Source organism: Leptospira andrefontaineae (genome assembly GCF_004770105.1).
Lineage (GTDB): Bacteria > Spirochaetota > Leptospiria > Leptospirales > Leptospiraceae > Leptospira_B > Leptospira_B andrefontaineae.
The window spans coordinates 300,983-325,859 of record NZ_RQEY01000001.1 but is presented as its reverse complement, the minus strand read 5'-3'; the positions used below and the strand labels follow the sequence as shown (position 1 = coordinate 325,859).

General features: G+C 41.6%; 22 protein-coding genes and 2 tRNA genes. 18 read left to right on the top strand and 6 right to left on the bottom strand.

All coding sequences use genetic code 11. The annotated features are described in order from the left end of the window. Positions 1-146: 146 nt before the first annotated feature. The 4 genes from EHO65_RS01560 to EHO65_RS20140 form a co-directional block, all read right to left on the bottom strand. Positions 147-986, bottom strand: coding sequence for a sterol desaturase family protein (locus EHO65_RS01560; RefSeq protein ID WP_135772463.1), 840 nt, complete (start codon positions 984-986; stop codon positions 147-149). 102 nt (positions 987-1,088) lie between these two features. Continuing rightward, complete coding sequence (locus EHO65_RS01555; protein WP_135772462.1) at positions 1,089-2,204, bottom strand: helix-turn-helix domain-containing protein; 1,116 nt, start codon at positions 2,202-2,204, stop codon at positions 1,089-1,091. After that, entirely contained in the window at positions 2,201-2,572 is a 372-nt protein-coding gene (locus EHO65_RS01550) for a type II toxin-antitoxin system VapC family toxin (RefSeq protein WP_135772461.1), read from the bottom strand. Before EHO65_RS01550 ends, EHO65_RS01555 begins: the two co-directional genes overlap by 4 nt. After that, entirely contained in the window at positions 2,569-2,772 is a 204-nt protein-coding gene (locus tag EHO65_RS20140; protein WP_100705593.1) for a type II toxin-antitoxin system VapB family antitoxin, read from the bottom strand. The genes EHO65_RS01550 and EHO65_RS20140 overlap by 4 nt, the downstream gene beginning before the upstream one ends. A 323-nt stretch (positions 2,773-3,095) precedes the next feature. Here EHO65_RS20140 and EHO65_RS01540 point away from each other — a divergent pair. The 14 genes from EHO65_RS01540 (at position 3,096) to EHO65_RS01475 (ending at position 17,270) form a co-directional block, all read left to right on the top strand. Beyond that, positions 3,096-3,167: transfer RNA gene (locus tag EHO65_RS01540), tRNA-Thr, on the top strand. 10 nt (positions 3,168-3,177) lie between these two features. Continuing rightward, positions 3,178-3,248: transfer RNA gene (locus EHO65_RS01535), tRNA-Trp, on the top strand. Between the two features lie 44 nt (positions 3,249-3,292). Next, positions 3,293-3,475 (top strand): preprotein translocase subunit SecE, encoded by a 183-nt coding sequence (gene secE, locus EHO65_RS01530; protein WP_008595351.1) that lies wholly within the window; start codon positions 3,293-3,295, stop codon positions 3,473-3,475. A 25-nt stretch (positions 3,476-3,500) separates the two neighbouring features. After that, positions 3,501-4,046 (top strand): transcription termination/antitermination protein NusG, encoded by a 546-nt coding sequence (gene nusG, locus EHO65_RS01525; RefSeq protein ID WP_020770487.1) that lies wholly within the window; start codon positions 3,501-3,503, stop codon positions 4,044-4,046. Between the two features lie 41 nt (positions 4,047-4,087). After that, on the top strand, positions 4,088-4,516 hold the full coding sequence (gene rplK / locus EHO65_RS01520; protein ID WP_100709196.1) for a 50S ribosomal protein L11: 429 nt from the start codon (positions 4,088-4,090) through the stop codon (positions 4,514-4,516). A 3-nt stretch (positions 4,517-4,519) separates the two neighbouring features. Next, positions 4,520-5,212: a 50S ribosomal protein L1 gene (rplA, locus tag EHO65_RS01515; protein ID WP_100709197.1), complete on the top strand. Its 693-nt coding sequence runs from the start codon at positions 4,520-4,522 to the stop codon at positions 5,210-5,212. Positions 5,213-5,238: 26 nt separating this feature from the next. Then, the gene (rplJ, locus tag EHO65_RS01510; RefSeq protein ID WP_135628972.1) at positions 5,239-5,772 is read left to right on the top strand and encodes a 50S ribosomal protein L10; all 534 of its coding nucleotides are present in this window, start codon (positions 5,239-5,241) and stop codon (positions 5,770-5,772) included. Positions 5,773-5,821: 49 nt separating this feature from the next. Next, positions 5,822-6,205 carry a 50S ribosomal protein L7/L12 gene (gene rplL, locus EHO65_RS01505; protein WP_135628973.1) on the top strand — a complete coding sequence of 128 codons (384 nt, stop codon included), beginning with the start codon at positions 5,822-5,824 and terminating at the stop codon, positions 6,203-6,205. Between the two features lie 135 nt (positions 6,206-6,340). Beyond that, positions 6,341-10,021 (top strand): DNA-directed RNA polymerase subunit beta, encoded by a 3,681-nt coding sequence (gene rpoB / locus EHO65_RS01500; RefSeq protein ID WP_135679883.1) that lies wholly within the window; start codon positions 6,341-6,343, stop codon positions 10,019-10,021. A 12-nt stretch (positions 10,022-10,033) separates the two neighbouring features. Further along, positions 10,034-14,239: a DNA-directed RNA polymerase subunit beta' gene (gene rpoC / locus EHO65_RS01495; RefSeq protein WP_135772460.1), complete on the top strand. Its 4,206-nt coding sequence runs from the start codon at positions 10,034-10,036 to the stop codon at positions 14,237-14,239. A gap of 75 nt (positions 14,240-14,314) precedes the next feature. Further along, positions 14,315-14,689: a 30S ribosomal protein S12 gene (gene rpsL / locus EHO65_RS01490; protein ID WP_008596375.1), complete on the top strand. Its 375-nt coding sequence runs from the start codon at positions 14,315-14,317 to the stop codon at positions 14,687-14,689. 11 nt (positions 14,690-14,700) lie between these two features. Further along, positions 14,701-15,174 carry a 30S ribosomal protein S7 gene (gene rpsG / locus EHO65_RS01485; protein ID WP_008594381.1) on the top strand — a complete coding sequence of 158 codons (474 nt, stop codon included), beginning with the start codon at positions 14,701-14,703 and terminating at the stop codon, positions 15,172-15,174. Positions 15,175-15,325: 151 nt separating this feature from the next. Next, positions 15,326-16,453 carry a catalase family protein gene (locus EHO65_RS01480; protein ID WP_135772459.1) on the top strand — a complete coding sequence of 376 codons (1,128 nt, stop codon included), beginning with the start codon at positions 15,326-15,328 and terminating at the stop codon, positions 16,451-16,453. A 61-nt stretch (positions 16,454-16,514) separates the two neighbouring features. Further along, positions 16,515-17,270, top strand: a complete 756-nt coding sequence (locus tag EHO65_RS01475) for a hypothetical protein (RefSeq protein ID WP_135772458.1) — start codon at positions 16,515-16,517, stop codon at positions 17,268-17,270. 3 nt (positions 17,271-17,273) lie between these two features. Here the strand turns inward: EHO65_RS01475 and EHO65_RS01470 are convergent, their stop codons facing one another. Continuing rightward, the gene (locus tag EHO65_RS01470; protein ID WP_135772457.1) at positions 17,274-17,894 is read right to left on the bottom strand and encodes an adenylate/guanylate cyclase domain-containing protein; all 621 of its coding nucleotides are present in this window, start codon (positions 17,892-17,894) and stop codon (positions 17,274-17,276) included. A gap of 98 nt (positions 17,895-17,992) precedes the next feature. Between EHO65_RS01470 and EHO65_RS01465 the strand changes: the two genes are divergently transcribed. Next, a complete protein-coding gene (locus tag EHO65_RS01465) occupies positions 17,993-18,829 on the top strand; it encodes a sterol desaturase family protein (RefSeq protein WP_135772456.1) in 837 nt (278 codons plus the stop codon). Position 18,830: 1 nt separating this feature from the next. Here EHO65_RS01465 and EHO65_RS01460 read toward each other — a convergent pair whose 3' ends face one another. Then, positions 18,831-20,375, bottom strand: coding sequence for a metallophosphoesterase (locus tag EHO65_RS01460; RefSeq protein WP_135772455.1), 1,545 nt, complete (start codon positions 20,373-20,375; stop codon positions 18,831-18,833). A gap of 104 nt (positions 20,376-20,479) precedes the next feature. On the opposite strand from EHO65_RS01460, the gene EHO65_RS01455 reads away from it, so the two are divergent. Genes EHO65_RS01455 through EHO65_RS01445 form a run of 3 tightly spaced genes read left to right on the top strand, consistent with a single transcriptional unit; the run spans position 20,480 to position 24,875 of the window. Then, a complete protein-coding gene (locus tag EHO65_RS01455) occupies positions 20,480-22,207 on the top strand; it encodes a GMC oxidoreductase (RefSeq protein ID WP_135772454.1) in 1,728 nt (575 codons plus the stop codon). A gap of 9 nt (positions 22,208-22,216) precedes the next feature. Further along, positions 22,217-24,049 (top strand): alpha/beta hydrolase, encoded by a 1,833-nt coding sequence (locus EHO65_RS01450; RefSeq protein WP_135772453.1) that lies wholly within the window; start codon positions 22,217-22,219, stop codon positions 24,047-24,049. 1 nt (position 24,050) lies between these two features. Next, the gene (locus tag EHO65_RS01445) at positions 24,051-24,875 is read left to right on the top strand and encodes an SDR family NAD(P)-dependent oxidoreductase (protein WP_135772452.1); all 825 of its coding nucleotides are present in this window, start codon (positions 24,051-24,053) and stop codon (positions 24,873-24,875) included. Positions 24,876-24,877 lie beyond the last annotated feature (2 nt).

Below are 24,877 nucleotides of genomic sequence, written 5' to 3'. Positions count from 1 at the left end.
GTTCAGGCGGTGGAGGAGGGGGCGGCGGCCACGGCGGAGGTGGTCATGGAGGAAGCGGAATTATATTCTAAGTCTTAGATACAAAAAAAGGAAACCGAGGAGACTCGGTTTCCAGTTTGAGCTAATGAAAATTTAATTGAGGAAATCTATTTCGCAAATCCTATCTCGGATGTTACAGGGGTTTTTGAATAATCTTCCTTCTTCTCTGCTACCTCATCAAAATAGGTTTCGTAATTCGGGAAATTTGTCCCCATGATCCTATCCCAAAAATTGAAATAGAGGCTATAGTTCCCATGAAACTTTTGGTGATGAAGATTATGATGGGTAGAAGTGTTGATCCATTTTGTGATCGGATGACTTGCCCAACCTTTTGGGAAAAATTCATATCCGAGATGCCACCAAATATTCATGACCATCGCGTAGAATGTATGGAATATAAATACTCCGAAATGGATCGGAACCAGGCTGATGAATGGCACAACATAAATCGCTTCTAGAAAAGCTTCTGCCCAATGAAAATTATATGCTGCTAAAGGAGAAGGGTTTACGGATTTATGATGGATTGCATGCACGAAACTATAAACTTTTTTATGATGCATTAACCTATGAGCCCAATAAAACCAAGTCTCATGCCAAACAGTGATCAAGATATAACTTAAGATCGCGTAAGCCCAACCTCTTTCCGAGATATCGAAATAGAGTGCTCTAGGTAGATAACCTAATTTTTGAAGGCTGAAAGAAACAACTGCAACCAAGCTGAACATTACCATTGTAACCGCAGATTGTTTGATCTCGTATACTACCTTCTCCCATTTTGGGAAATTTTTCTGGATACGATACTTCTCAAAGTATCCTTTTTTCCAAACCCAGAATATGAAGAATGCAAGTCCTGCTAAAGGATAGTATCTGATAAAGTTCATTGAAAGTTGGAATAGTCCGAAATTCCGAACACATTCCCAACCGAAATCACAAGCGTTGATTGCCATTTTTCCTCCGATCTCTGTATTCAGTTTACGACAGAAGGAGAAAGAAATCGTCCTCCCCGATCGGAGCGGAATAAAATATACGTCCAGACCGATCGAAACGGACTATTTGGACTTATTTTTGCGGATTTTATTTCTGTATTCGGAAGGTGTGAATCCGGTCTCCTTTCGGAAAACCTCATTAAAAGCGGATTTGGAGCCAAATCCTGAGGAGTAGGCTATGGATAATAAAACTTCCGCAGGATCCGATTCTATTTTCTTTTTGGCTTCTTGCACCCTGTATTCATTCAATAATTGAAAGAAATTTTTTCCAATTTCGTTGTTCAGATATTCCGAAAGTTGGTGAGTGCTGATCTCTAATTTACCTGCCAAAAATCCTAGGGTCAGATCCTCCTTTAAGAATACCTTCTCCCTTTGGAAGAGATCTTCTAGATTTTGTTTGATATTCTCTAGGTCTAGTCCGTTTAGTTGCGAGGCTCTATACTTTTTCTCTTCTTCTACTACTCTTTGCACTTCTAAGAAAAATTCGGGGTATCCTTGGCGTAGAATGTACAAAGAACATAAAAAGATCCCTACTAAAGAACCAACTCCTTCTAAACCTCTGATAGATCCTAACGATACCGAAATAGCTCCGTATAATAGAATGATCAAAATACAAACGCTTACTCCGAAGATCGTAAGCATTCTTGGGTCCTTGTATATAACTGAGAATCTAAAACCAGAAAACAAACGATAGAATGTAGAAAGTAAGAATACGAACATGAGTCCAAGTGTGCTTAATACTGGGATTTTTAAAAATAAAGGAAGGCCGGTGGTCTGTAGATCTTTGAGTAATTCGATCTTTTCTATACCGCCTGAAAAATAGAAATTAGACATCCATAGAAATATTGCAATAGCGGGAAGCATCTTCAGATAGAAAATTTTTTTTGATTCAGGAGTGTTTCCCATGGCAAGGAGAAGATAACGTTCTATAAAAGGACCCATAAGCGCAGATATAGGAAGATGGGTTAGATACAAGCCGGGAAAACGTACGATCATTTTGCATGTAATTAAAAATGCATGTATAAGAAAGAGCCCCACTAATAGGAAAATAAAGGCGAGTAGGTTTTGTTTTTCTCCCTTGGGAGAAGAAAATATTTCTCCCAGAGAAAATAAAAATGCTAGTCCGATCGAAAAAACTAAAAATAGGGAAGTATAAGATTGGGTTCCGAACTCATTCATGCTGTAATTTCCGCGATGCCAACCTTCTCCGCAGCCTTTACTAAAGATAGGTCTGCAGAATATAATTTTGCACTTCCTAATACACAGCTTGCAAGCAAATGTGCATCTATCCAGCCGATTCCGAGCCCAGCCAGTGAATTTCTTTCTGAAAAGATCATAGTCTCTTTATGGTTTGCGATCGGAACTTCTTTTAATTGGGCATATTCAGTTAGAAAAGAGTTCTTGTTCTTAAAATTTCCCAAACTGAGTTCTCCTTCTACCATAGGATGACGTCGAACTAAGCCTTGGTGAAGAAGTTCTACCAGTTTGGGATCCGATCTACGTAGATGATTGATCCAAACGGAAGTATCTACGAGCACTGCACTCATTTAGAGATTTTTTTACGGGTAGGTCCTTCTGCTTTTGGATCACTTCCCCCTAGTAGAGCCATTCTTTCTGCTGATTTTTCCCGAATAAGTGCGCGCAATCCCTCTTGCACGAGACGTGTCTTTTCTAGGATCCCTGTATAGTCCTGTGCACTAGAGATCAGCTCGTCTGGGATATATAAGGTGGTTTTGACAGCTATCATATATGGTAATATATGGCGTAATATGCCATATGTCAAGTGAGTAGGGACGGAAAATTGATTCTGGAGCGTAAATGTTATTCCACCTTGCGACCTGGAGTAGAAATTTAGAAAGTACGAACCCTTCTCACCTTATGACTTGTTCTATTATGTCACATAAAAACATGGACATCACACCGAAGCAGAGCGATGCTTGGCAAAAATTTCTCTTCCTTGCATAAATAATGCCATCAGGCTGGGAATCTCGGCTAAAACCTTGACCAGGGACCCTGGGTAAAAATACTGTGTATTTCTAGCTCCTCTTCTGGGAGCGGGTAGATAGACATGCCCTCTTAGCTCAGTGGTAGAGCACTTCCATGGTAAGGAAGGGGTCACCAGTTCAAGCCTGGTAGAGGGCTAAGTTCGAATAGGTCTGTAGTTTAATGGTAGAACAAGGATCTCCAAAGTCCTTGGTGGGAGTTCGATTCTCTCCAGACCTGGAGTTTTTTCCGCAGGTTCTTTGAGATTTAGGAAGGATTAATTAGTGAAGTTTGGCGCATTTATACAAGAATGTAGAGAAGAACTAAAAAAAGTTCAGTGGCCGAATAGACAAGAGGTGATGCAGTCCACCATCGTAGTTCTAGTCACAGTGTTATTTTTCTCTGCTTTCCTATTCTTTTCGGATACTGCGTTTGTGAAGCTTCTTACCGGATTCTGGAATCTGTAAGAACTTAGGATAAAGTGTGATTATGATGGCTGATTTGAAATGGTATGCGTTACAGACTTATTCCGGTCACGAGAATAAGGTCCAGAAAAATCTGGAAAAGCTGATCCAACAGCGTAAGCTGGAGGAGAAGATTTCTCAAGTGCGTATTCCTACCATGGAAGTCGCCGAGATGAAGAACGGCAAAAAGAAGGTCACTAAGAAGAAACTTATGCCGGGCTATGTTCTTGTTGAAATGGATATGGACGAAGACCTTCGCTTCATGATCCAAAGTCTTCCTTCTGTTTCTACTTTTGTAGGATCAAAAGACGGAGGACCTGAACCTCTTTCCGTAGATGAAGTGAAAAATCTTTTCGCGGAAACCGGAGAGTTCCAATCTGAGGAGCCAGTTACTCCTAGATTGTTGTTTAAAGTGGGAGATAGCCTGAAGATTATCGATGGCCCTTTCGCGAATTTTACTGGAGTCGTAGACGAGATCTTCCCGGACAAAGGAAGACTCAGAGTGAAGGTAGAGATTTTCGGACGCTCTACCCCTGTGGAATTAGATTATCTACAGGTCAAAACCGAACCTTGACCGGTGGGAGAACCGGGAGAAACAAATAAGGTGTTTCGCCAATGGCAGCAAAAAAAGTAGTAAAGCAGATTAAGCTCCAGGTTGAAGCCGGTAAGGCCAACCCTGCTCCTCCAGTCGGACCGGCTCTCGGTCAGGCAGGATTGAACATCATGGAGTTCTGCAAGCAGTTCAACGAAAGAAGTAAGTCCCAAATCGGGTACAAACTTCCTGTTGTAATCACAGTATTCTCCGACAGGAGTTTTACATTCATTACCAAGTCTCCTCCGGCAGCTCTTCTTGTTAAGAAAGCGATCGGATTAGAGTCTGGTTCCGCAACTCCTCATACCACTAAGGTTGGGAAGATTTCTCGTAAGCAATTAGAAGAAATTGCTAAAACCAAAATGGAAGACTTAAACGCGAACGATCTGGACGCAGCTGTTCAAATTATCGCTGGAACTTGTCGTTCTATGGGCGTTACGGTAGAGGGTTAATTCATGAAACGCGGAAAAAAATATCGCGCGGCTAAAGAGAAAGTCGACGCAACTAAAGTTTATCCGATCGATAAAGCTGTAGAATTAGCTCAAGCTACTTCTTACTCTAAGTTCGACGGAACGATAGAAATCTCTACGAAAGTAAATTATAAATCTCTCCAAAACGTGAGGGGAACTATTTCTCTTCCTCACGGAACCGGTAAACTGGTTCGGGTTCTTGTTTTCTGCAAAGGAGACAAACAAAACGACGCGAAAAACGCAGGTGCGGAATTCGTGGGCGATATGGACCTGATCGAGAAAGTTGCCGGCGGTTGGACCGACTTCGACGCTTGCGTTGCTACTCCTGATATGATGAAGGAAGTAGGTAAACTGGGACCGATCTTAGGACGTAAAGGTTTAATGCCTAAGCCTAAGGCTGGAACAGTTACTAACGATGTAGCGAAAGCAGTTGGCGAACTAAAATCAGGACGTATCGAATATCGTCCGGACAAAGGCGGAGTCGTTCACCTAGGTGTTGGTAAAGTCAGTTTTGATCATACCAAATTAGTAGAAAACATTCGTACAGTAGTTCAAACTCTTCTCCGAGATAAACCTTCGGATGCAAAGGGTGATTATCTGAAAACTTTCTCCGTTTCCCCAACGATGGGTGCCGGTGTGAAAGTAGACGTTAAGGAACTGGTCAACACATCCATTTAAGGATGTAGTAGACGGGAGTAGGAACAATGCCCAGCCAGGAAAAAATTGAAGCAGTTGCCGAATTAAAAGGCAGATTAGAAAAACGTAGCGACTTTATCCTAGCCAGCTACAGCGGACTCACAGTAGAAGAGATCACAAATCTTCGCGCGAAACTTCGTAAAGAAGGATCCGAGATGAAAGTGATCAAGAACAATCTCTTTCTACTCGCACTTAAAGAATCCGAGAAGCATAAGGATAAGAACATCGCCTTTGGATCCGAATATCAAGGACCTCTAGCGGCGATTTTCTCTGATGCAAACCTTCCGAATGCAGCGAAGGTCCTAAAAGAATTCGCAAAGACGAATAAGAATCTTATTCTGAAAGCGGGATACTTGGACGGATCCGTTCTAGACGGAGAGGGCGTGGAAGCAATCGCAGGTCTTCCTTCGAGAGAGCAACTATTGGCTCAAATCGCGGGCGGTATCAATGGTCCGGCAAGAAGTATCGCTTCTGGTCTGAACCAAATTATCGCAGGACTCGCACGTGCTATCCAAGCAGCGGCAGAGAAGAACAATCAGTAAGAACTAATTTAGTAGTTAAAAGGACCAAACGGAATCAAAGGAGCACCCTATGTCTACCACTGAAGCGTTATTAGAGCAACTTGGCAAACTTACCCTTGTGGAAGCAGCCGACCTAGTTAAAAAAATGGAGGAGAAGTTCGGAATTTCCGCAGCGGCTCCAGTAGCAGTAGCTGCAGCAGCACCAGCAGGTGGAGCAGCAGCGGCAGCAGATGAGCCTGCTTCCTTCAACGTTGTATTGAAAGGTTTCGGCGATAAAAAAATCGAAGTTATCAAGGTTGTTCGCGAGATCACTGGTCTTGGCTTGAAAGAAGCAAAAGATCTAGTAGAAGCTGGCGGAAAGTCTGTTAAAGACGGCGTTGCGAAAGCAGAAGCTGACGACATTAAAAAGAAATTAGAAGCTGTCGGAGCTCAAATCGAACTTAAGGCTGTCTAATCAGGGAGCCGAGGCTTTGTCTCCTCGATATCTGATTACAATCCTTTCACTCAGGCAAGGAGGCCAGCGTACTTCCTTGCCTTATTGCATTTTTTCGCGCAGTTATAATTTTCCATCATCCCAGGGAGCACACGAATGTACGGTCAAGTAGAAAGAAAACGGGTAAACTTCGGTAAGATCACCAATTTGGATTACCTTCCTAACTTGATTCAGATTCAGAAGAAGTCATTCGATTGGTTTCTTCAATCCGAAGTTAAGGATCCCACTAAAAGAAAAAATCAGGGACTAGAAGCGGTTTTTAGAGAAACCTTCCCTATTGAAAGTCCGAACAACGACATGGTGATGGAATACAGTCACTATGTTTTAGGAGACGCTAAAAAATCTCCTCAAGAATGTAAGGACACAGATGCTACTTTCGCTCTTCCTTTAAAAGCGGTTATTCGACTCATTATCAAAGAAACCGGAGAGATCCGTGAGCAGGTCGTCTATATGGGCGATCTTCCTGTAATGACCGAGCAGGGAACTTTTATTATCAATGGAGCTGAGCGTGTTGTAGTTTCTCAGCTTCACCGTTCACCAGGTATCTTCTTCTCTTATGACGAAGAAAGAGATACTTACTCCGCCAGAGTGATCCCTTATCGCGGATCCTGGTTGGAATTCGAAATGGACAATAAGGGGATCTTGGTCGCTAAAATTGACCGTAAGAAAAAATTCCCTGCAACTCTTCTTGTTAAGTCTTTAGGGCACGGAACAAACGAAGAGATATTACGTTTATTTTATAAATCCTCCAAAGCAAAAATCGGAGGAGCTTCTACGAAGGAACTCAAACGTCTGATCGGACGTAGAGTGATCGCGGATGTGATCAATATGGAAACCGGAGAGGTAATGCTTGATGCCGGTTCCAAGATCAACGAAGATAATATCTCCATCTTAAAAGAGATGAAGGTGAAGGAAGTTGAACTCGTAGAATATCCAAAAGATAAGGATAATCCTGTTTTAGTTAACTGTTTGGAAAAAGACGGAGTCAACGATTACGAAGACGCAGTTCTTAAATTCCACGGTATCATGAGACAGGGTGAACCTTCTACGATCGAGAACGCAGAAGCGGAATTGAATCGTCTATTCTTCTCTCCTAAATCTTTTGATTTGGGTGATGTTGGTCGTTATAAGATCAATAGCAAATTCGAATTCAATAACCCTAAAGAATTCACGAGCGCAATAGAAAGAGTTCTTCGTCCTGCAGATATCATCGAGACTGTACGTTACCTTCTCAACTTGATCTCTGAAACTGAGAACTACTATCCGGACGATATTGACCACTTAGGTAACCGTCGTATTCGTTCTGTTGGTGAGTTGATCGCTAACCAATTGAAAGTTGGTTTCACTCGTGTAGAAAGAGTGATCAAAGAAAGAATGACTGTTCAAGAAGTTGGAACTCAAACACCACAACTTCTGATCTCCATTAAACCGATCACTGCAGTTATCAATGAGTTCTTCGGATCCAGCCAATTGTCCCAGTTTATGGACCAGACAAACCCTCTGGCAGAGCTCACTCACAAACGTCGTTTGAACGCTTTAGGACCTGGTGGTCTTTCCAGAGATAGAGCAGGATTCGAAGTGCGTGACGTTCACTATAGCCACTATGGCCGTATGTGTCCGATTGAAACTCCTGAAGGTCCAAACATTGGACTCATTCTCTCTATGTCTTCATATGCGAGAGTGAACGATTATGGATTCTTAGAAACTCCTTACAGAGTAGTAAAAAACAGCAAAGTATCCAATAACATAGAATACTTAACCGCAGATAAGGAAGAATATCATTCTATCGCGGTATCTTCTTCTCCTGTAGATGAGAAGGGAGAGTTTAAAAATAAACTTATCTCTACTCGTCATAGATCGGATTACCCTTTCCGCAACCCGAACGAGATCCAATACATGGATTTAGCTCCGATGCAGGTGGTATCCGTTTCTACTGCGCTGATCCCATTCTTAGAGCATGATGACGCGAACCGTGCGCTCATGGGTTCTAACATGCAACGTCAGGCGGTTCCTCTTCTTCGCCAAGAGGCTCCTTTCGTTGGAACCGGAATGGAAACTCGTGCAGCATACGATTCTCGTATTTGTATCATCTCCAGACATGAAGGTGTGGTTACATACGTAGATGCGGAGAAGGTGGTAATCGAGCGCAAGGGCGGAAAAGAGTCCGACACTTACGATCTTACTAAATTCAAGAAGACCAACCAAGGTACTTGTTTCAACCAGACTCCGGTTGTTGGAGTGGTTCACTCTGAGATCGACGGTAAAGTTACTAAAGTCAGCAAAGAGAAAATCGAAGTGACTGCGGATAACGGAAACGTTCGCGAATACAATCTGATCTCCGGCAATAAACAATACCAACCAATCGTTTCTAACGGCGAAGAAGTTCGCAGAGGAACTACTATCGCAGGACAAATCGTTTCCGGCGAAAGAATGGATGAGAACGGTAACATTCTACAAAAGGGAACTGTTCTTGCTGACGGTCCTGCGGTAGACAATGGAACTCTCGCACTTGGACGTAACGTTCTTGTGGCATTCATGCCTTGGGAAGGTTACAACTTCGAGGATGCGATCCTAATTTCCGAGAAAGTTGTAAAAGACGATATTTTCTCTTCTATCCACATCGAAGAGTTCGAGATCCAAGCAAGAGAAACCAAACTTGGACAAGAACAAATCACAAGAGATATTCCGAATCTTTCGGACAAAGCTTTCCGTGATCTAGATGAAACCGGTGTGATCCGTGTTGGTGCAGAAGTAAAACCGGGAGATATCCTGGTAGGTATGGTGACTCCTAAAGGAGAAACTGATCTAACTCCTGAATACAAACTTCTTCACTCTATCTTCGGAGAAAAAGCGAAGGAAGTAAGAGATTCTTCTCTTCGTATGCCGAACGGTTTCGAAGGAACTGTAATCGATATCAAACGTTTCTCACGCGAGAAGGGAGATGAACTTCCTGCCGGCGTAGAAGAAATGGTGAAAGTTTTCGTAGCTCGTAAACGTAAACTTCTGGTCGGAGATAAAATGGCAGGACGCCACGGTAACAAGGGTGTCGTTGCACGTATCATGGCAGAAGAAGACATGCCTTACATGGAAGACGGTACTCCAATGGATATCGTTCTGAACCCGTTAGGTGTTCCTTCTCGTATGAACCTCGGACAGATTTTCGAAACTCAACTCGGACTTGCTGCAAGCAAACTGGGAATCAATTTCGAAACTCCAGTTTTCGACGGAGCTACAGAAGCGGATGTAGAGAAGTATTGCAAAGAAGCAAATCTTCCTCTCAGCTCTAAATTCAAATTATACGACGGACGTACCGGATTACCTTTCATGAACGAGGTATTCTGTGGTTACATCTACATGTTGAAACTCGCTCACTTGGTGGACGACAAGATCCACGCTCGTTCTACCGGACCTTACTCTTTGGTTACTCAACAACCACTCGGAGGAAAGGCTCAGTTCGGTGGTCAGCGTTTGGGAGAGATGGAGGTTTGGGCTCTCGAAGCTTATGGCGCATCTCATACTCTTCAGGAACTTCTTACCATCAAGTCGGACGATATGCTCGGAAGAGCAAGAATCTACGAAGCTATCGTTAAAGGGATCCATTCCATTAAACCTGGAATTCCGGAATCCTTCAACGTATTGGTGCAGGAACTCAGGGGTCTTGCATTGGATATCGTTATCACTGACTCGGAAGGTAACAGCGTTGATATCTCCGACTACGAAGACGAATATTCCAAGAGCAAGAAGAAGATTAAGTTCGAAACGATCGAGAACGCCTAAGGGTAAGGTAGCATGAGATCCAATAACGATTTTGAATCAATAACAATCAGATTAGCATCTCCGGAAAGGATCAAAGAATGGTCTTACGGAGAAGTCAAAAAGCCTGAGACAATCAATTACCGTACTTTAAAACCAGAGAGAGACGGTCTTTTCTGCGAGAAAATTTTCGGAACTACTAAGGACTGGGAATGTTACTGCGGAAAATTCAAGTCCATCCGTTACAAAGGTGTGGTTTGCGACAAATGTGGCGTTGAGGTAACTCACTCTAAAGTTCGTCGTGAGCGTATGGGTCATATCGAACTCGCAGCTCCAGTTTCTCATATCTGGTACTACCGTTCCGTTCCTTCCAGAATGGGACTTCTCTTGGACATGACCATCAATCAGCTCAAGAGCGTTCTTTATTTCGAAAAATATGTGATCATCGATCCGGCTGATACCGGAAGAAATCGCGGTGAGCTCATCGACGAAGAAGAATATCACGCTTACCTAGACGAATACGGCGACAAGTTTGTTGCAGGTATCGGTGCGGACGCGATCAAAGAACTTCTTTCTCGTATCGATGTTGATGCAGAAGCTCGCATCATTCGCCAAAAGATCCAAGAAAAAGAAAAGATCTCCGATAAAAGAATCCTGAAACGTTTGGAAGTATTAGAAGCTTTCCGCGATTCAGGAAACCGTCCTGAGTGGATGGTTCTTGATGTGGTTCCGGTCATTCCACCTGAACTTCGTCCAATGGTTCAGTTAGAAGGTGGACGTTTTGCTACTTCTGACTTGAACGATCTATATCGTCGTGTTATCAATAGAAACAACCGTCTAAAACGCCTTCTCGCGTTAAAAGCTCCTGAGATCATCGTTCGTAACGAAAAACGTATGCTCCAAGAAGCGGTTGACGCGTTATTCGATAATAGCCGCCGCAAACGTACCGTAAAAGGTAAAGGTAACAGACCTCTTAAATCTATTTCAGACATGTTGAAAGGAAAACAGGGTCGTTTCCGCCAAAACTTACTTGGTAAGCGTGTGGATTACTCCGGTCGTTCCGTGATCGTAGTAGGTCCTGAGTTGAAATACCACGAGATGGGTCTTCCTAAGAAGATGGCTCTCGAGCTATTCAAACCTTTCATCATGAAACGTTTGGTGGATCTGGACTTAGCTCCTAACATCAAATCTGCTAAGAAGAAAGTAGAAGCAGAAGAAAAAGAAGTTTTCGACGTTCTGGAAACAGTAGTGAAAGAACACCCGGTCATGTTAAACCGTGCTCCTACTCTTCACCGTTTAGGGATCCAAGCATTCCTTCCTGTGCTAGTCGAAGGAAAAGCGATCAAACTTCACCCTCTTGTATGTCATGCATTCAACGCTGACTTCGACGGGGACCAGATGGCGATCCACGTCCCGCTGACTCCAAAAGCTCAGTTGGAAGTATGGATGCTCATGCTTTCTCCTCACAATATCTTGAATCCTGCAAACGGTCACCCGATCTGCGGACCTACTCAAGATATCGTTCTTGGAATTTATTATCTTACTTCAGAAGTTCCTTCTGAAGCGGGAGTTCCTCTTAAATCTTTTGCGAACCTGGATGAGGTTACTTACGCGATCGATAGAGGAGTGATAGAATATAGAACTAAAATTTCCGTTCTTCACCAAGGAAAGATCTTGGAGACTACTGCGGGTCGTTTGATCTTCAACACAGTTCTTCCAGAAGGATATCCTTATGTGAACCGTGCTCTTTCCGATAAAGAGACGAACAGGATCATTGCGGAAGTTTATGAGAAATACGGACCGGCTCAAACCGTTCTGATGCTGGACGATATTAAGAAATTAGGATATCGTTATGCAACTATCTTCAGCCCGACCATCTCTATCGAAGATATCAGAGTGTCTCCAGGTAAAGTTACTCTTGTTGGTGATGCTAACAAAGAAGTAGAAAAAGCCGACGGAGAATATCGTAAAGGTATTATCACAAACGAAGAACGTAAGAAGAAAGTAATCGAGATCTGGACTAAGACCAACGACCTCATCACAGACTCTATGTTCAAGGAATTGGAAAAAGATAAGGGTGGTTATAATCCTGTCTTCATCATGGCGGCTTCCGGTGCTCGTGGATCTAAACAACAGATCCGTCAGTTGGCTGGTATGCGCGGTCTGATGGCGAAACCTTCCGGTGAGATCATCGAGCTTGCGATTCGTTCCAACTTCCGCGAGGGATTGAGCGTTCTTGAGTTCTTCATCTCTACTCACGGTGCTCGTAAAGGTCTTGCGGATACAGCGTTAAAAACTGCGGACGCAGGTTACCTGACTCGTCGTTTGGTGGATATTTCTCAAGACGTGATCGTTGCTGAAGACGATTGCGGAACCGAAGAATGTATTACTCTTGGAACCGTAAAAGAAGGAGAGAACGTTATCGTTTCTCTAAGCGACCGTGTATTCGGACGTTATACTTCTGAGGACATCGTTGACCCAGTTACTGAAAGTGTGGTTTATCCTAAAGGATCTTTGATCACAAGAGAAGTAGGGCAAAAACTGGAGAACCTTGGTTACGAAAAGATCAAAGTTCGTTCTCCTCTAACTTGCGAAGCTCGTTGGGGAATCTGTATTAAATGTTACGGTATGGACATGGCTCGTCTGACTCCTGCTGAGATCGGAGAGGCTGTTGGAACTATCGCAGCACAATCTATCGGTCAGCCTGGAACTCAGCTTACAATGAGAACATTCCACATCGGTGGTGCCGCATCTGCAAAAGTTCAAGAGAAGGAACACAAAGTAGGATACCGCGCAATCGTAAATTCGATTAACGGTAGAATATTACAAACTTCTGATAGAGGTTTGATCTTCTCTCGTCGTGGATCCATCGTAGTTCAAAGATTGATCCAACAGTTCAATTCTTCCGAACTTACCAACCTAAGAGTTGAAAACGGACAGAAGGTGGATAAAGGGGAGTTGGTTGCAACTCTTGCTTCCGGAGAGAACGTAACTTCCGAAGCTCCAGGAACAGTTAAGATCGCTGATGGTCTTTTCAGAATTCTGGGAGAAGAAGCGGTTGTTCCTGTAAAAACTTCTACTACTCTGCATGTAAAAGTTGCACAGATCACTGAACCGAACCAAGCTCTTGGAGAATTCGACCCATTCAACGAGATCGGTGTTACCGAGATTGAAGGAACTGCCTCTTGGGTGGATCTGGAAGTTGGTAAGAACGTTCGTAGGGACGAGGACGTTAAGACATCTAACGTTAATTATAAAGTAATCGAGCAACGTAGGGAAAAATTGATCCCAAGGATCGTGGTAACTTCCGGCGGAAGCAAGGAAGAATATCTGGTCCCTGTGGATGCGATCATCTCCGTTCAAAACGGAGACAAAGTGAAAGCGGGAGATATTCTCTTCAAGATCCCAACCGTTGCGGAAAAAACCCGGGATATTACCGGTGGTCTTCCAAGGGTAGATGAACTTTTCGAAGCTCGTCGTCCTAAAGACGCAACCACTCTTGCAGAAACTGATGGAAGGATAGAAGATAACGGAGAGATCGTAAAAGAAAAACGAGTTCTCTATATCGTTCCTGATAACGAAGAGCTGGATAAAGTAAAAGTAACCATTCCGATCGGAAAACAATTACGTGTTCGTCACGGAGACTTCGTAAAACGCGGAGATCAAATGGACGATGGAAACTTGGATCCACACGATATCTTGAGAGTAAAAGGTGTTACTGCACTTCAAGTATATCTTGTGCAAGAGGTTCAAGAGGTTTATAGACTACAAGGGGTGCATATCAACGATAAGCACATCGAAGTAGTTGTTCGCCAGATGATGCGTAAGGTTTTAATTACCGATTCCGGAGACACATCTTTCGTGAACCAACAACAAGTAGATCGTTTCGCTTTCTTGGAAGAAAACAAGAGAGTGATAGCTGAAGGAGGATCTCCTGCTCAGTGTGTTCCGATCTTATTAGGTTTAACGAAAGCATCTTTGAATACCGAGTCGTTCTTCTCTGCTGCTTCCTTCCAGGAAACAACTAAGGTGTTAACTGACGCTGCAATCAAAGGAAAAACTGATAACTTAGCGGGACTTAAAGAGAACGTTATTATCGGTCACATGATCCCTGCGGGAACCGGAATGAGAAAATATCGCGACGTCGCGGTGTTCAAAGAAACTTACGGGGATCTAGATCGTCCTCTGGAAGTGGAAGAGGAAGAAATTCCGATGGCCATACCGGAAGACAACGAGAATTAAAGGAAAGCTTTACAATAGAGCAGGGTCGGTAGAACTGGTAAAATAGGTCACCGGCCTGCTAAAAAGAAGAAACTCATGCCTACAATTAGCCAACTTATACGTCACGGCAGGAAGAAACAGGTTAACAAATCTAAATCTCCTGCATTAAAAAGTAGCCCGCAGCGTCGGGGAGTGTGCACGAAGGTGACTACCTTCACACCGAAAAAACCGAACTCAGCTTTGAGAAAAGTTGCAAGGGTTCGTTTAACAACCGGTATTGAAGTGACCGCTTATATTCCCGGAGAGGGACATAACCTGCAAGAGCACAACGTTGTTCTTATCCGCGGGGGAAGGGTAAAAGACCTTCCAGGGGTTCGTTATCATATTATCCGTGGTACCTTGGATACTCTCGGTATCGATAAACGTCGTAAGAGTCGTTCTAAGTATGGAACGAAAAAACCTAAGGCGTAAGGGAGTTAGGAATGTCTAGAAGAAGAGGAAAAGTAGAACCACGCAAGATCCAACCGGATTCGGTTTATGGAGATGCAAACATCGCGAAGTTTATCAACTGCTTGATGTTGGACGGAAAAAAATCCGTAGCGGAATCTTTGTTTTATGACGCTCTGGATCTGATCCAAAAAAAGACAGGAAATGATCCTTACGTTACTTTTAAAGAAGCATTAGAAAACGTTAAACCACAAGTGGAAGTAAAATCCCGCCGAGTAGGTGGTGTGACTTACCAAGTTCCTATCGAAGTTCGCCCTGAAAGACGTTTAGCTCTTGGAATCAGATGGTTGATCCGTTATTCCAGGGACAGAAACGAAAAAGGAATGGCGAACAAGCTTGCTGCAGAATTTATCGAGGCTCAAAAAGGCACCGGAGCTGCAATCAAGAAGAAAGAAGATATCCGTAAAATGGCAGATGCTAACAAAGCATTCAGCCACTATCGCTGGTAAGAATCTTTTAAATAGTTCGCGGTTGCATGAGACCGCGGGCAAGTTTAATGAAGGGACTCGACATAGAGTCCCTTTTTTATTTCTCCAAACCCTACTAGATTCGCTGCATCTTTTATATGGACAAAAGAATTTCTCGGGTCAGAATCAGGCCATGGGACAAAAACTTTCTATCTTATATCTATCCTTTCTAATATTCTCTTTTTCCTGTGGGGGACCATACGTAAAAATCCCGGATTCCGTCGAACTGGGAAAAGAATACCCTTTTCCTGAAGAAGAATCTATAGCTAAACGGACTTTAGAACTCACTTTAACTTCGCTTAAAGAATCCTATAAGGACGGAGCTGTTGTAAGAAGAGATGCACATCCAAAACATCATGGATGTATGGCTGTTAACTTTACCGTAAAAAAAGATCTAGATCCGCAATATAAATTGGGAGTTTTCCAACCTGGAAAATCGTATCAAGGTTTGGTTCGCTTTTCTAACGGATCTCAAAAACCGAAAGCAGACTTGGAAGGAGATATTCGTGGGATCGGTATTAAACTTTTCGATGTTCCCGGAAAAAAGATCTTAGCTGAAGAAGCACAAGAAAAGACCCATGATTTTCTGTTGATCAATCATCCAGTTCTTCCTGTGGGTGCACCGGATGAATACCTTGCTTTATTCGAAGCAGCATTTGCAGGCAAACCAGGTTCTTACTTTTTCGGTTGGAATCCATTTAGTTGGAAACTAGGCGGTCTTTCAAAAGTAAGAGCTATCCGTGGTAAAAAAATCACAAGTCCATTAGAAATTCGTTATTGGTCTACAACACCGTACGCATTTGGAGAAGGGAAAGCGGTGAAATACTCCGTAAAACCATGTGCAGATACTAAATCGGAAATACCGGATAGTCCTGCTGAAAATTATCTAAGAGAAGTGATGAGTAAACAACTGAAAGAATCTTCCGCTTGTTTTACTTTTATGGTCCAAGTCCAAAAAGATCCTAAACTAATGCCTGTAGAAGATCCTGCAGTTGTTTGGGATGAAGAAGTTTCTCCATTCTATCCTGTTGCTGAAATTCTGATCCCTAAGCAGGAATTTACGAATGAGAAAATGGATTCTCTTTGTGAAAACGTATCCTATACTCCTTGGCATTCTCTCCAAGAACATAAGCCTCTAGGTGGAATTAATCGAGTTAGAAAATCCGTTTATCAAGCCATTTCGGATTATAGACATGGACAGAATAAGACTCAAAGAAAGGAAATTGATAAAAAGGACATTCCTACTAAATTAATTCCTTAAGAACAAATGTTTAATAACGGTTAGGCTCGGTATCAAACCGGGCCTAATTTATGTATTCATAATGAAAAAACTTTTACTTGTATCTCTGATTTTTGCCGGAATTCATTTAACCCTGGCATCGGATCACAAAGCCGAAATAAAACAAGAATCTATATTAGGAATTTATTGGGGACCGGAGAATCGGACTTTCGGTTGGTATTTAGAATTCAGAGAAGACTTTACATTTTTTGAAAATTATGACGGAGACGGATGCGGAGGATATTCAGGAACTTATAAAATAGAATCGGACAAGATCATCATGAAGGCTTCCGAAGAAGAATCTTGTAAGCCATATAATTTCCAAGTTAGTCGAACTTGTTCAATCGTTCCTACAAAGTATTCCATTCGATATTCTGCAAAATTATATTGTTCCAACGATGCAGACTATTTCGGAGGATTTCCTCTTCCCGAATCAACAGATAGAAAGATTGAAGGTATTCCAGTTAAAACCATTCCTGGAAAAACAAAATACTTATCTAGATCAACCCCTGGACGTACTGGTCCTGGATATGATTTCCCCTCTATCATTTGTAATACGAACGAGGATGGAAAACGGATCCAAACGGATAAATTCCCGGAAAAATCCAAAGTGGTACTTCTTGGCAAGACCCAAGGAAATAAAGATCCTAAAGGAAAATCCGAAACTTGGTATTATGCGGATATTCCTTTAGATTGGGGAGGGGGTTGTTTTTATAAAGGAAAAGGTTATACGAGCGCTTGGTTTCCTGGTTCGGTTCTTGTTGATATGAGTGATTCGAAGATGGAGTCGTATGAATAGTGTCTAATATAAAACCCTAAACGCGCCATTCGTTCCTGCCGGAACATCTTTTATCGGCTCAAACTTTAAACCTGTATCTTGTGCATTATCAAAAACAGTTTGTGTGATTAGGATCTCGCCGGCCTCGGCAGTATCTTCTCCCAACTTGCTTGCTGTGTTTACTTCCGAACCGAAAACGTCTGAGTCGCCTATTTTCAAAACTTTTCCGTAGCCTAGTCCCACGCAGAGAAGTATCTTTTCTTCCGGGATTTTGTCCTTATTATATTCTAATAATTCTTTCTGCATTCTGATTGCCGCTTGTAGTCCTTTGCCTACATTGCGAAAAATCACTAAAAAGCTATCTCCTTCCGATTTGAGAAGTATTCCATCATGATCTTCTATGATAGGTACTAATACTCTTTCGGATTCATGTATTGTTTGTAGAAAATGAATGATCCCGAATTTTTCTACTCCTCGAGAAAACCCGGATAGGTCGGTGAACATAATACACCAAACTTCTCCGAATAGGTCCCAGATACGGGCGTCTATTTTTTCCTTGTCGGCTCCCGGCTTTAATCTTTCTAAAACTAGGTTTTCCAATCTATCTTCGGATGCGCTTGCGAATATACTTCTTTTGAATGCCATAAGAATCGATTAGTGGATCGCTTTTCTGTGAATCCGTCGACCCATTTTTTGAAAGACTAAATCTTAAAAATCGGTTATTCTAAACTCGGAAGGTTGGAATGAGATTCGTTTGTGAATTAAGTTGGGAATATTGTGTTTCCGGTTTTGCTCTTTATCAATTGAAAATGAATTTTCTGCGTTATTATCCGATTGCAGGCCTTGCATTTCTGATTTTCTGGGTTTGGAAAAAGGATCTCTTTCAAAAGTTTCGGATCCAAAAAGATTTTCCTAAAAAAGAAAGGACCATCTTTGAGTTAAAACAATCCGCTATTACCTTAATTATGTTCAGCACGATTGCTGTTACCGTTTATATTCTTGGAAAATTAAAAATACTCCATCTAAAGACTTATAAAGATTTTGTAGAATACGGGCTGGGTTACGCGATATTCAGTTTTATATTACTTACGATCTGGCATGAGACTTGGTTTTATTGGGCTCATCGGATCATGCATCATCGGAAAATTTACCCCTATATTCACTCTGTTCATCATAGATCAGTAAATCCTTCTCCCATGGCAGCTTATAATTTTCATTGGGTAGAAGCTTTTTTAGAAGGAGTGTATGTGGTTCCTGCTCTTTGTATACTTCCGCTTCACTTCTATGTTTTTCTGATCCACACGTTTTATGCGATGATCATGAATATCTGGTGGCATCTCGGGTATGAGTTTTTTCCAAAAGGTTGGACCACTCATCCGGTATTAAAATGGATCAATACTTCTACTCATCATAATCTTCATCACCAGAAATTCCATGGGAATTATAGTCTTTATTTCAATTTTTGGGATAGGGTAATGGGGACGAACTTTAAGGAATATTCCGAAGTTTTCGAGAATAGTGTAGGAGAGAAGAAGGAGGAGATCTCCGTTATTCCCTCCAGATACTTGCAAAAATCTTAATTTATTCTTTGATCCTGACTTTTAGATATCTTCTTCTGATCCGTATTTCTTCTTCTAAAGATTTGGATAATGCTCCGAACTTTTTGTTTTGAAGATCTACATTCTCCACTAATGCCTCATACATCGGATTTGTTTTTCCATCGGGAACCAAGAAATTAGGTTTTATTTCTCCTTCCGTATAAACCTTAAAAGAGGCGACGTTTGCATCTTCGTCTATGAATAACACTGCTCCTCCATGGGAGGACATCGGTTGGACCGTATCTACTACCCAGCCACCTGTGTTGAATACTTCTTTGCCTGAAATTTTTAAACCTAAGTCTTGGGTCTGGACTGCAAATGGTTTATGAGTATGGCCGAAGATAAGAGTATAATCATTCGGGAACTCTCTTTTAGTTCTTTGTGTCTCCGCTTTCCACTGTACAGGAAGAGTTTCCGCTAAGTAAGAATCCATATTGTGAACTACTTCCTCGCTTAATACGGAATTGGACATTCCTCTTTCCGCCTGTCCTACTTTTACCACGACCTTAGTGAGAATGTAGGAGAATCCTTTATATAGAAGCCATTTGATCCCTAATATACGGAGCAAGAATGGAAGATTCAAATTTCTTAATAAATAAGCGGAGACGTTTTGTGCTAATTTTCCGACTGCTTTAGTATCCTGAAGCATATCATAAATAAGTCCTATGCCTGTTCCTACTTTTCCGGATCTTCCAAGTGTAGACCAGAAGAAGTCTATCCATGCAAAATTCTCCCGCTCAAGAACATAAATGGATTTTGGAGTGGTGATTTCTTTTGCCCTTTTAAACGGGTTATAATCATTCATTTTGCTCCAAACAGAACGATTACGTTTAGGTCCGTCCGGATCTTCATCAATATCTGGAAGTAAGATCCTTTGCATTGTACTCATCAAAGAATAAATGTTTTCTAAAAAATGTCCGTGAGTTAAAAATACGGAACGTTTTCCGTTTTTAGAAGAAATTTCCAAATTCGGATAAGCAATCACTGCTTCAGCCCTTTTTAATTTTTTATTTCTTCTTAAAATCCCGGTTAGTAGATCGGATTGTATAAAGTCAGGATTTACCATCTTTGTGGTATGCCACGTTTGGTTGATGTATTGGCTCGGCTTTAAGTTTGCGATGTATTCCATATACTGCTTTTCTCTAGCAGTTTCCCAAAGATGATGATCGTGATTTCCCGGGATATAAAGAATACTCTCTGAAAAAAGATGTTTCGTTTCTTTATATGCGATCTCTAAAAATCTTTCGAAGGTCATGGACGCTTCATTAATATCGCCTAATGCTAATTCAAGCACGTCTCCTAATAATATGAATTGAGGAGGTTTCGAAGAACCATTAACCGAGTGAACGATATGTTTTAAACAGTTTAGAAGTTCAGCAAGCGCAGGAGAAGTTTTCTGAGGATTTACTTTGAATCTATCCGAATCTTTTACGGGATCAGGGAACTCTTCGATGTATGTAAGTAAACTGTTATATGCTCCTAGATGAATGTCGGAGATAACGATATATTTAATTTTACTCTTTGGCATTTAGGATGTGAATCATTCAAAAAACGTTAATAAAATCAATTAATTATTGCTATTTTTAGGTAAATACGGCAAATAAGTAGATTTTTCGACGTTAGGAGGGCTGCTTGAAACTTTACGAGGCTATAATAATCGGAACCGGATTCGGCGGTTCGATCAATGCCTGTCGTTTATCTAAGAAATGGCCAGGCAAAGTTTTAGTACTCGAACGAGGGAAAGAATATCCTAAAGGATCTTTTCCTAGATCTCCGGAAGGAATGTCCAAAAACTTCTGGAATATTCCTGAAGAAGGTCCTATTCCTAGATCTTCTAAGTTCAAAAGAGCAGGCAGACAAACTGGATTATTCGATATTCGTAATTATCCGAAACTTGATGTAGTTCTTTCCGCCGGTTTAGGCGGAGGTTCTTTGATCTATGCAAACGTGTTTTTGGAGCCACCTGATCATATTTTCGATCATCGCTGGCCGGAAACTATTAAAAAGAAACATTTAAAACCTTATTATAAAATAGTAAAAGATATCTTAGGTTCAAGACCGATTCCCGATACCGGAGAAGATAGACGTAAAGTAGTTCGTACGGAATTATACGAACATTTTGCTAAACATGAATCCAGGGTTTCCAAAAGGGCAGACATCAATGTGTTCTTTGGGAACGATTTTAGAAAACCTACTCCTATAGGAGTTCAAGAAAAGAACCGCTTCGGAGCAGTCCAAACTTCTTGTACTTATTGTGCAGAATGTGATGTAGGATGTAATACCCATTCTAAGAACACTCTGGACCTGAATTATCTTTTTGTAGCAAGGCATTCAAATAAGGCAGAGATCAAAACGGAACATCTTGCTACTAAGATTGTTCCTTTGAATAAGAAAGGAGAGGAAGATCCTTCTCAATCAGGAGAACACGGCTTTAGGGTCCATTATCTGAACTTACAAAATGGAAATCCCTCCGAATCTTTTGCAGATACGAAGCGGATCGTGGTTTCTGCCGGGACTTTGGGATCTACGGAACTTCTACTCAAATGTAAAACAAAGTTTAAGACTCTGTCTAAGATCTCGGATAAACTGGGGACTCAATTTTCAGGAAATGGCGATTTTCTTTCTTTTGCAGCTAAGGGGAAGAAGCCAGCGGATCCGAATTATGGTCCAGTCATCACTCAGTATACGGATTATAATTTATTCTCCAGTTTCGATTCTAAAAAGGCATTCTTATTGGAAGACGCAAGTTATCCGGTATTTGCTTCTTATTTTGTTTCGGGCGCTATCCCTATTATCTTTAAATTGAAGTATGTCTTCCATTTTATCGGAGAGCTATTCAAGAGTATCATAAGCGGTAAAATTTTCGGTAGAGTTGGATTTCTTCTAAGCGAAGCTCTGAAAGGAGATCTTTCTTACACTTCCGCAGTTCTTCTGTGTATGGGGATAGATAGTTCCGACGGGAAGATGTATCTGGATAAAAAAGGAAACCTTCAGATCCAATGGCCCCAAAAAGAGAATTTAACACTTTATAATACCATAATGGATGTGAACAAAAGGTTCGCGAAATTCACCGACGCAAAAACCCGATTCCCGATGCCGACTTATTCTTGGCCGGTCCGTAATAACGTTACTGTCCACCCTCTGGGCGGTTGTGTTTTGGGACCTTCTGCAAATTCGGGAGTTTGTTCTTCTGATCCTAAAACTTTCGGTAAGGTTTTCGGTTACGAAGGTTTATATGTTGCGGATGGTAGCTTATTGCCTACCGCAGTGGGGGCGAACCCTTCAATGACTATTTCTGCTCTTTCGGAAATGGTTGCGGAAGGTATTACAGGCAAGAAGCCGAATGCAAGTTTAAGGTAGGATATTCGATTGGCTACAGCGACGAAAAATAAATCAAAAAAAAATGCCGGCAAATCTAAGTTAGGCAAAACAGGAGTCAATTCTCATCCGGTAAGTTTGGAATTCACAGAGGAAATGAAAGGTTTCGTTTCCATGCCTGGATCTTTTAATTACCAAGAAGATTATGCTGCGGGGAAGAAGGCAGGAAACTATCTGATGTTTCACCTAACGATCCGAGTTCCTGATACCCAGTTTTTTGTGTATGATCCGGATGAAACTGGAGAAGCGATCGGTTGGGTAGAATGTCAGCCATTGGGTGGAAGATTCGAAGTAGAAAAAGGTGTCTTTAACTGTTTTGTGGATTATGGAAAACCTTCCGCCAACGAAAAACATATGAAATACCGTTTGTTTTTAAAGAACAAAGCAGGAAAGAAGATCACTTTAAACGGATTCAAGAAGGTAGTAGACGACGGCATTTTAAATATCTGGAGAGACACTTCTACACTTTATACAACCGTATATGAAGGATTCGTGGATGAAAAAGCGGAACCTAAGGCGAAAGTTCTCGCTAAAGGTATCCTGCATATATTAGAAAAAGATTTTATTAAACAAATGACGACTTTCAAGTCGAATGGTCGCACTTTTTCTGAAAGGAAAGATGCGCTATTTAGATTCGGTGAATTGTTCATGGGAAACCTTTGGGAAATCTACGGAGCCCAATTCAGGAAAGCAGAGCCTGAATTATGGAGAGAAAGAGATATCCCTGTATTCACATTGGATGGAGTTAAAAATTCTAAAGTCACTTTTCATCCTTTTACGACAGAAGACAAAATTTCACTTAATCTAGTACGTTTTCAGAAGAAGGAGAGCAAGGACGTCGTAGTTCTCATGCATGGACTTACTACTTCTACGGATATGTTCGTTATGCCGGAGCATAAAAATCTTGTGACCTACCTGCATGAGAATGGGTTTACTGATGTTTGGAGTTTTGATTGGAGAGGAAGTTTACGTTTTAATTATAATCTTTTTCCTCATCGATATACTTTAGATGATATCGCTCTTTATGATGTACCTGCCGCTTTAAAGGTGGTAAGAGACGCAGTAGGTTCCGGAAAAAGGATCCACTTTGTTGTACATTGTGTCGGATCTATCTCCTTCTTCATGAGCTTATTCGGAGGAAAGATTGATGGAGTGACTAGCGTTGTCTCCAATAGTGTATCTCTCACTCCTAATGTGCCTACTTGGTCTAAGATCAAATTAGCGTTCTCTCCTTTTTTGATGGAGTCCGTTTTCAGATTTCCGAATGTGAATCCACGTTGGTATTATCTTCCGGGTTTAGCTTCTGGAAAACTATTGTCCAGATTTGTAAGTTTATTCCATCATGAATGTGATGAGCCTGCTTGTCATATGCTGAGTTTAATGTGGGGGACCGGATGGCCGGCTTGTTATGAGCATGCGAATCTTCCGGATATAACCCATAGAAGGGTTGGCGACCTGTTCGGGGCAACTTCTATGAACTATTATAGACATATCAGGAAAGCTGTTGGTCGCAAGGCTATGATCAAGTATACTCCTACGGATGCTCGTTATAATTCCTTGCCAAACAATTATCTAGATAAGGCTTCTGATATCAAAACTCCGGTACTGTTTATGACCGGTGATCAGAATAAGGTATTCAAAGATTCTAATATTATTGCTTACGAAACGTTAAATCGTTTGAATCCGGGAAATAAAAACGAACTGTTCATCGCCGAGGGTTATGGCCATCAGGACACTCTGATGGGGAAAAAGAGCGATAAGGACGTGTTCCCTAGGATAGTGGAGTTCCTACGTAAGAATTCCAACGGAGTGAAAAAAGGATAAAATGTCTAAGGAAAACCGACCAGTCGTTTTTCTAACAGGAGCAGCAGGAGGGATCGGCAGAGAAACTGCGACCCTTCTCTCCGAAAAGGGATATCTTCTCTTTTTGACCGATTTGCAAAAGCAATCTTCGGATCTGAAAAAATTCGCTGAAACATTAGGAAAAGATCATATTGTTTTTCCTTGTGATATTTCTAAGGCCTCAGATTCGGAAAAAGCGATCACAGAATGTATTAAACAATTCGGAAAGATCGATGTTCTTGTGAATAATGCAGGGATCATGAGACCTTCTAAATTTGAAAATCTTTCTCAGGAAGAGATAGATGAACAAATTGGGATCAATGTGATCGGAACCATTCGATTGACTAAATTAGGAATGCCTTCTCTTAAAAAATCGAAAGGCAAATTAGTGATCTTATCTTCTCTGGCAGGGATTGTTCCAGCTCCTCATCATTCTATCTATAGTGCGACTAAATTTGCGCTTAGAGGTTTTGCTTTAAGTTTGTATTTAGAGTGGAAAGAGATTGGAATACGCGTTAGCTCCATTCTTCCTGGAACCATTCAATCACCTATGACAAAGTATATGGCATCTAGAGATAGTTCTCCTATGGCCTATATCAATCCACCTTTACCACCTTCTGATGTTGCAAAAGCAATTTGGAAAGCGATCCAAACGGATAAGGCAGAGATCTATGTGCCGTATTCTCAAGGTCTGTTGGCGAGAGTTGCGTTATTATTCCCTTCTTTATTATCTTTGATCTATCCGATCATGGCTAAAAAAGGAATTCGAAATTTCGAATCATGGAAAAGAAAAGGAGTTTTTGACTGATA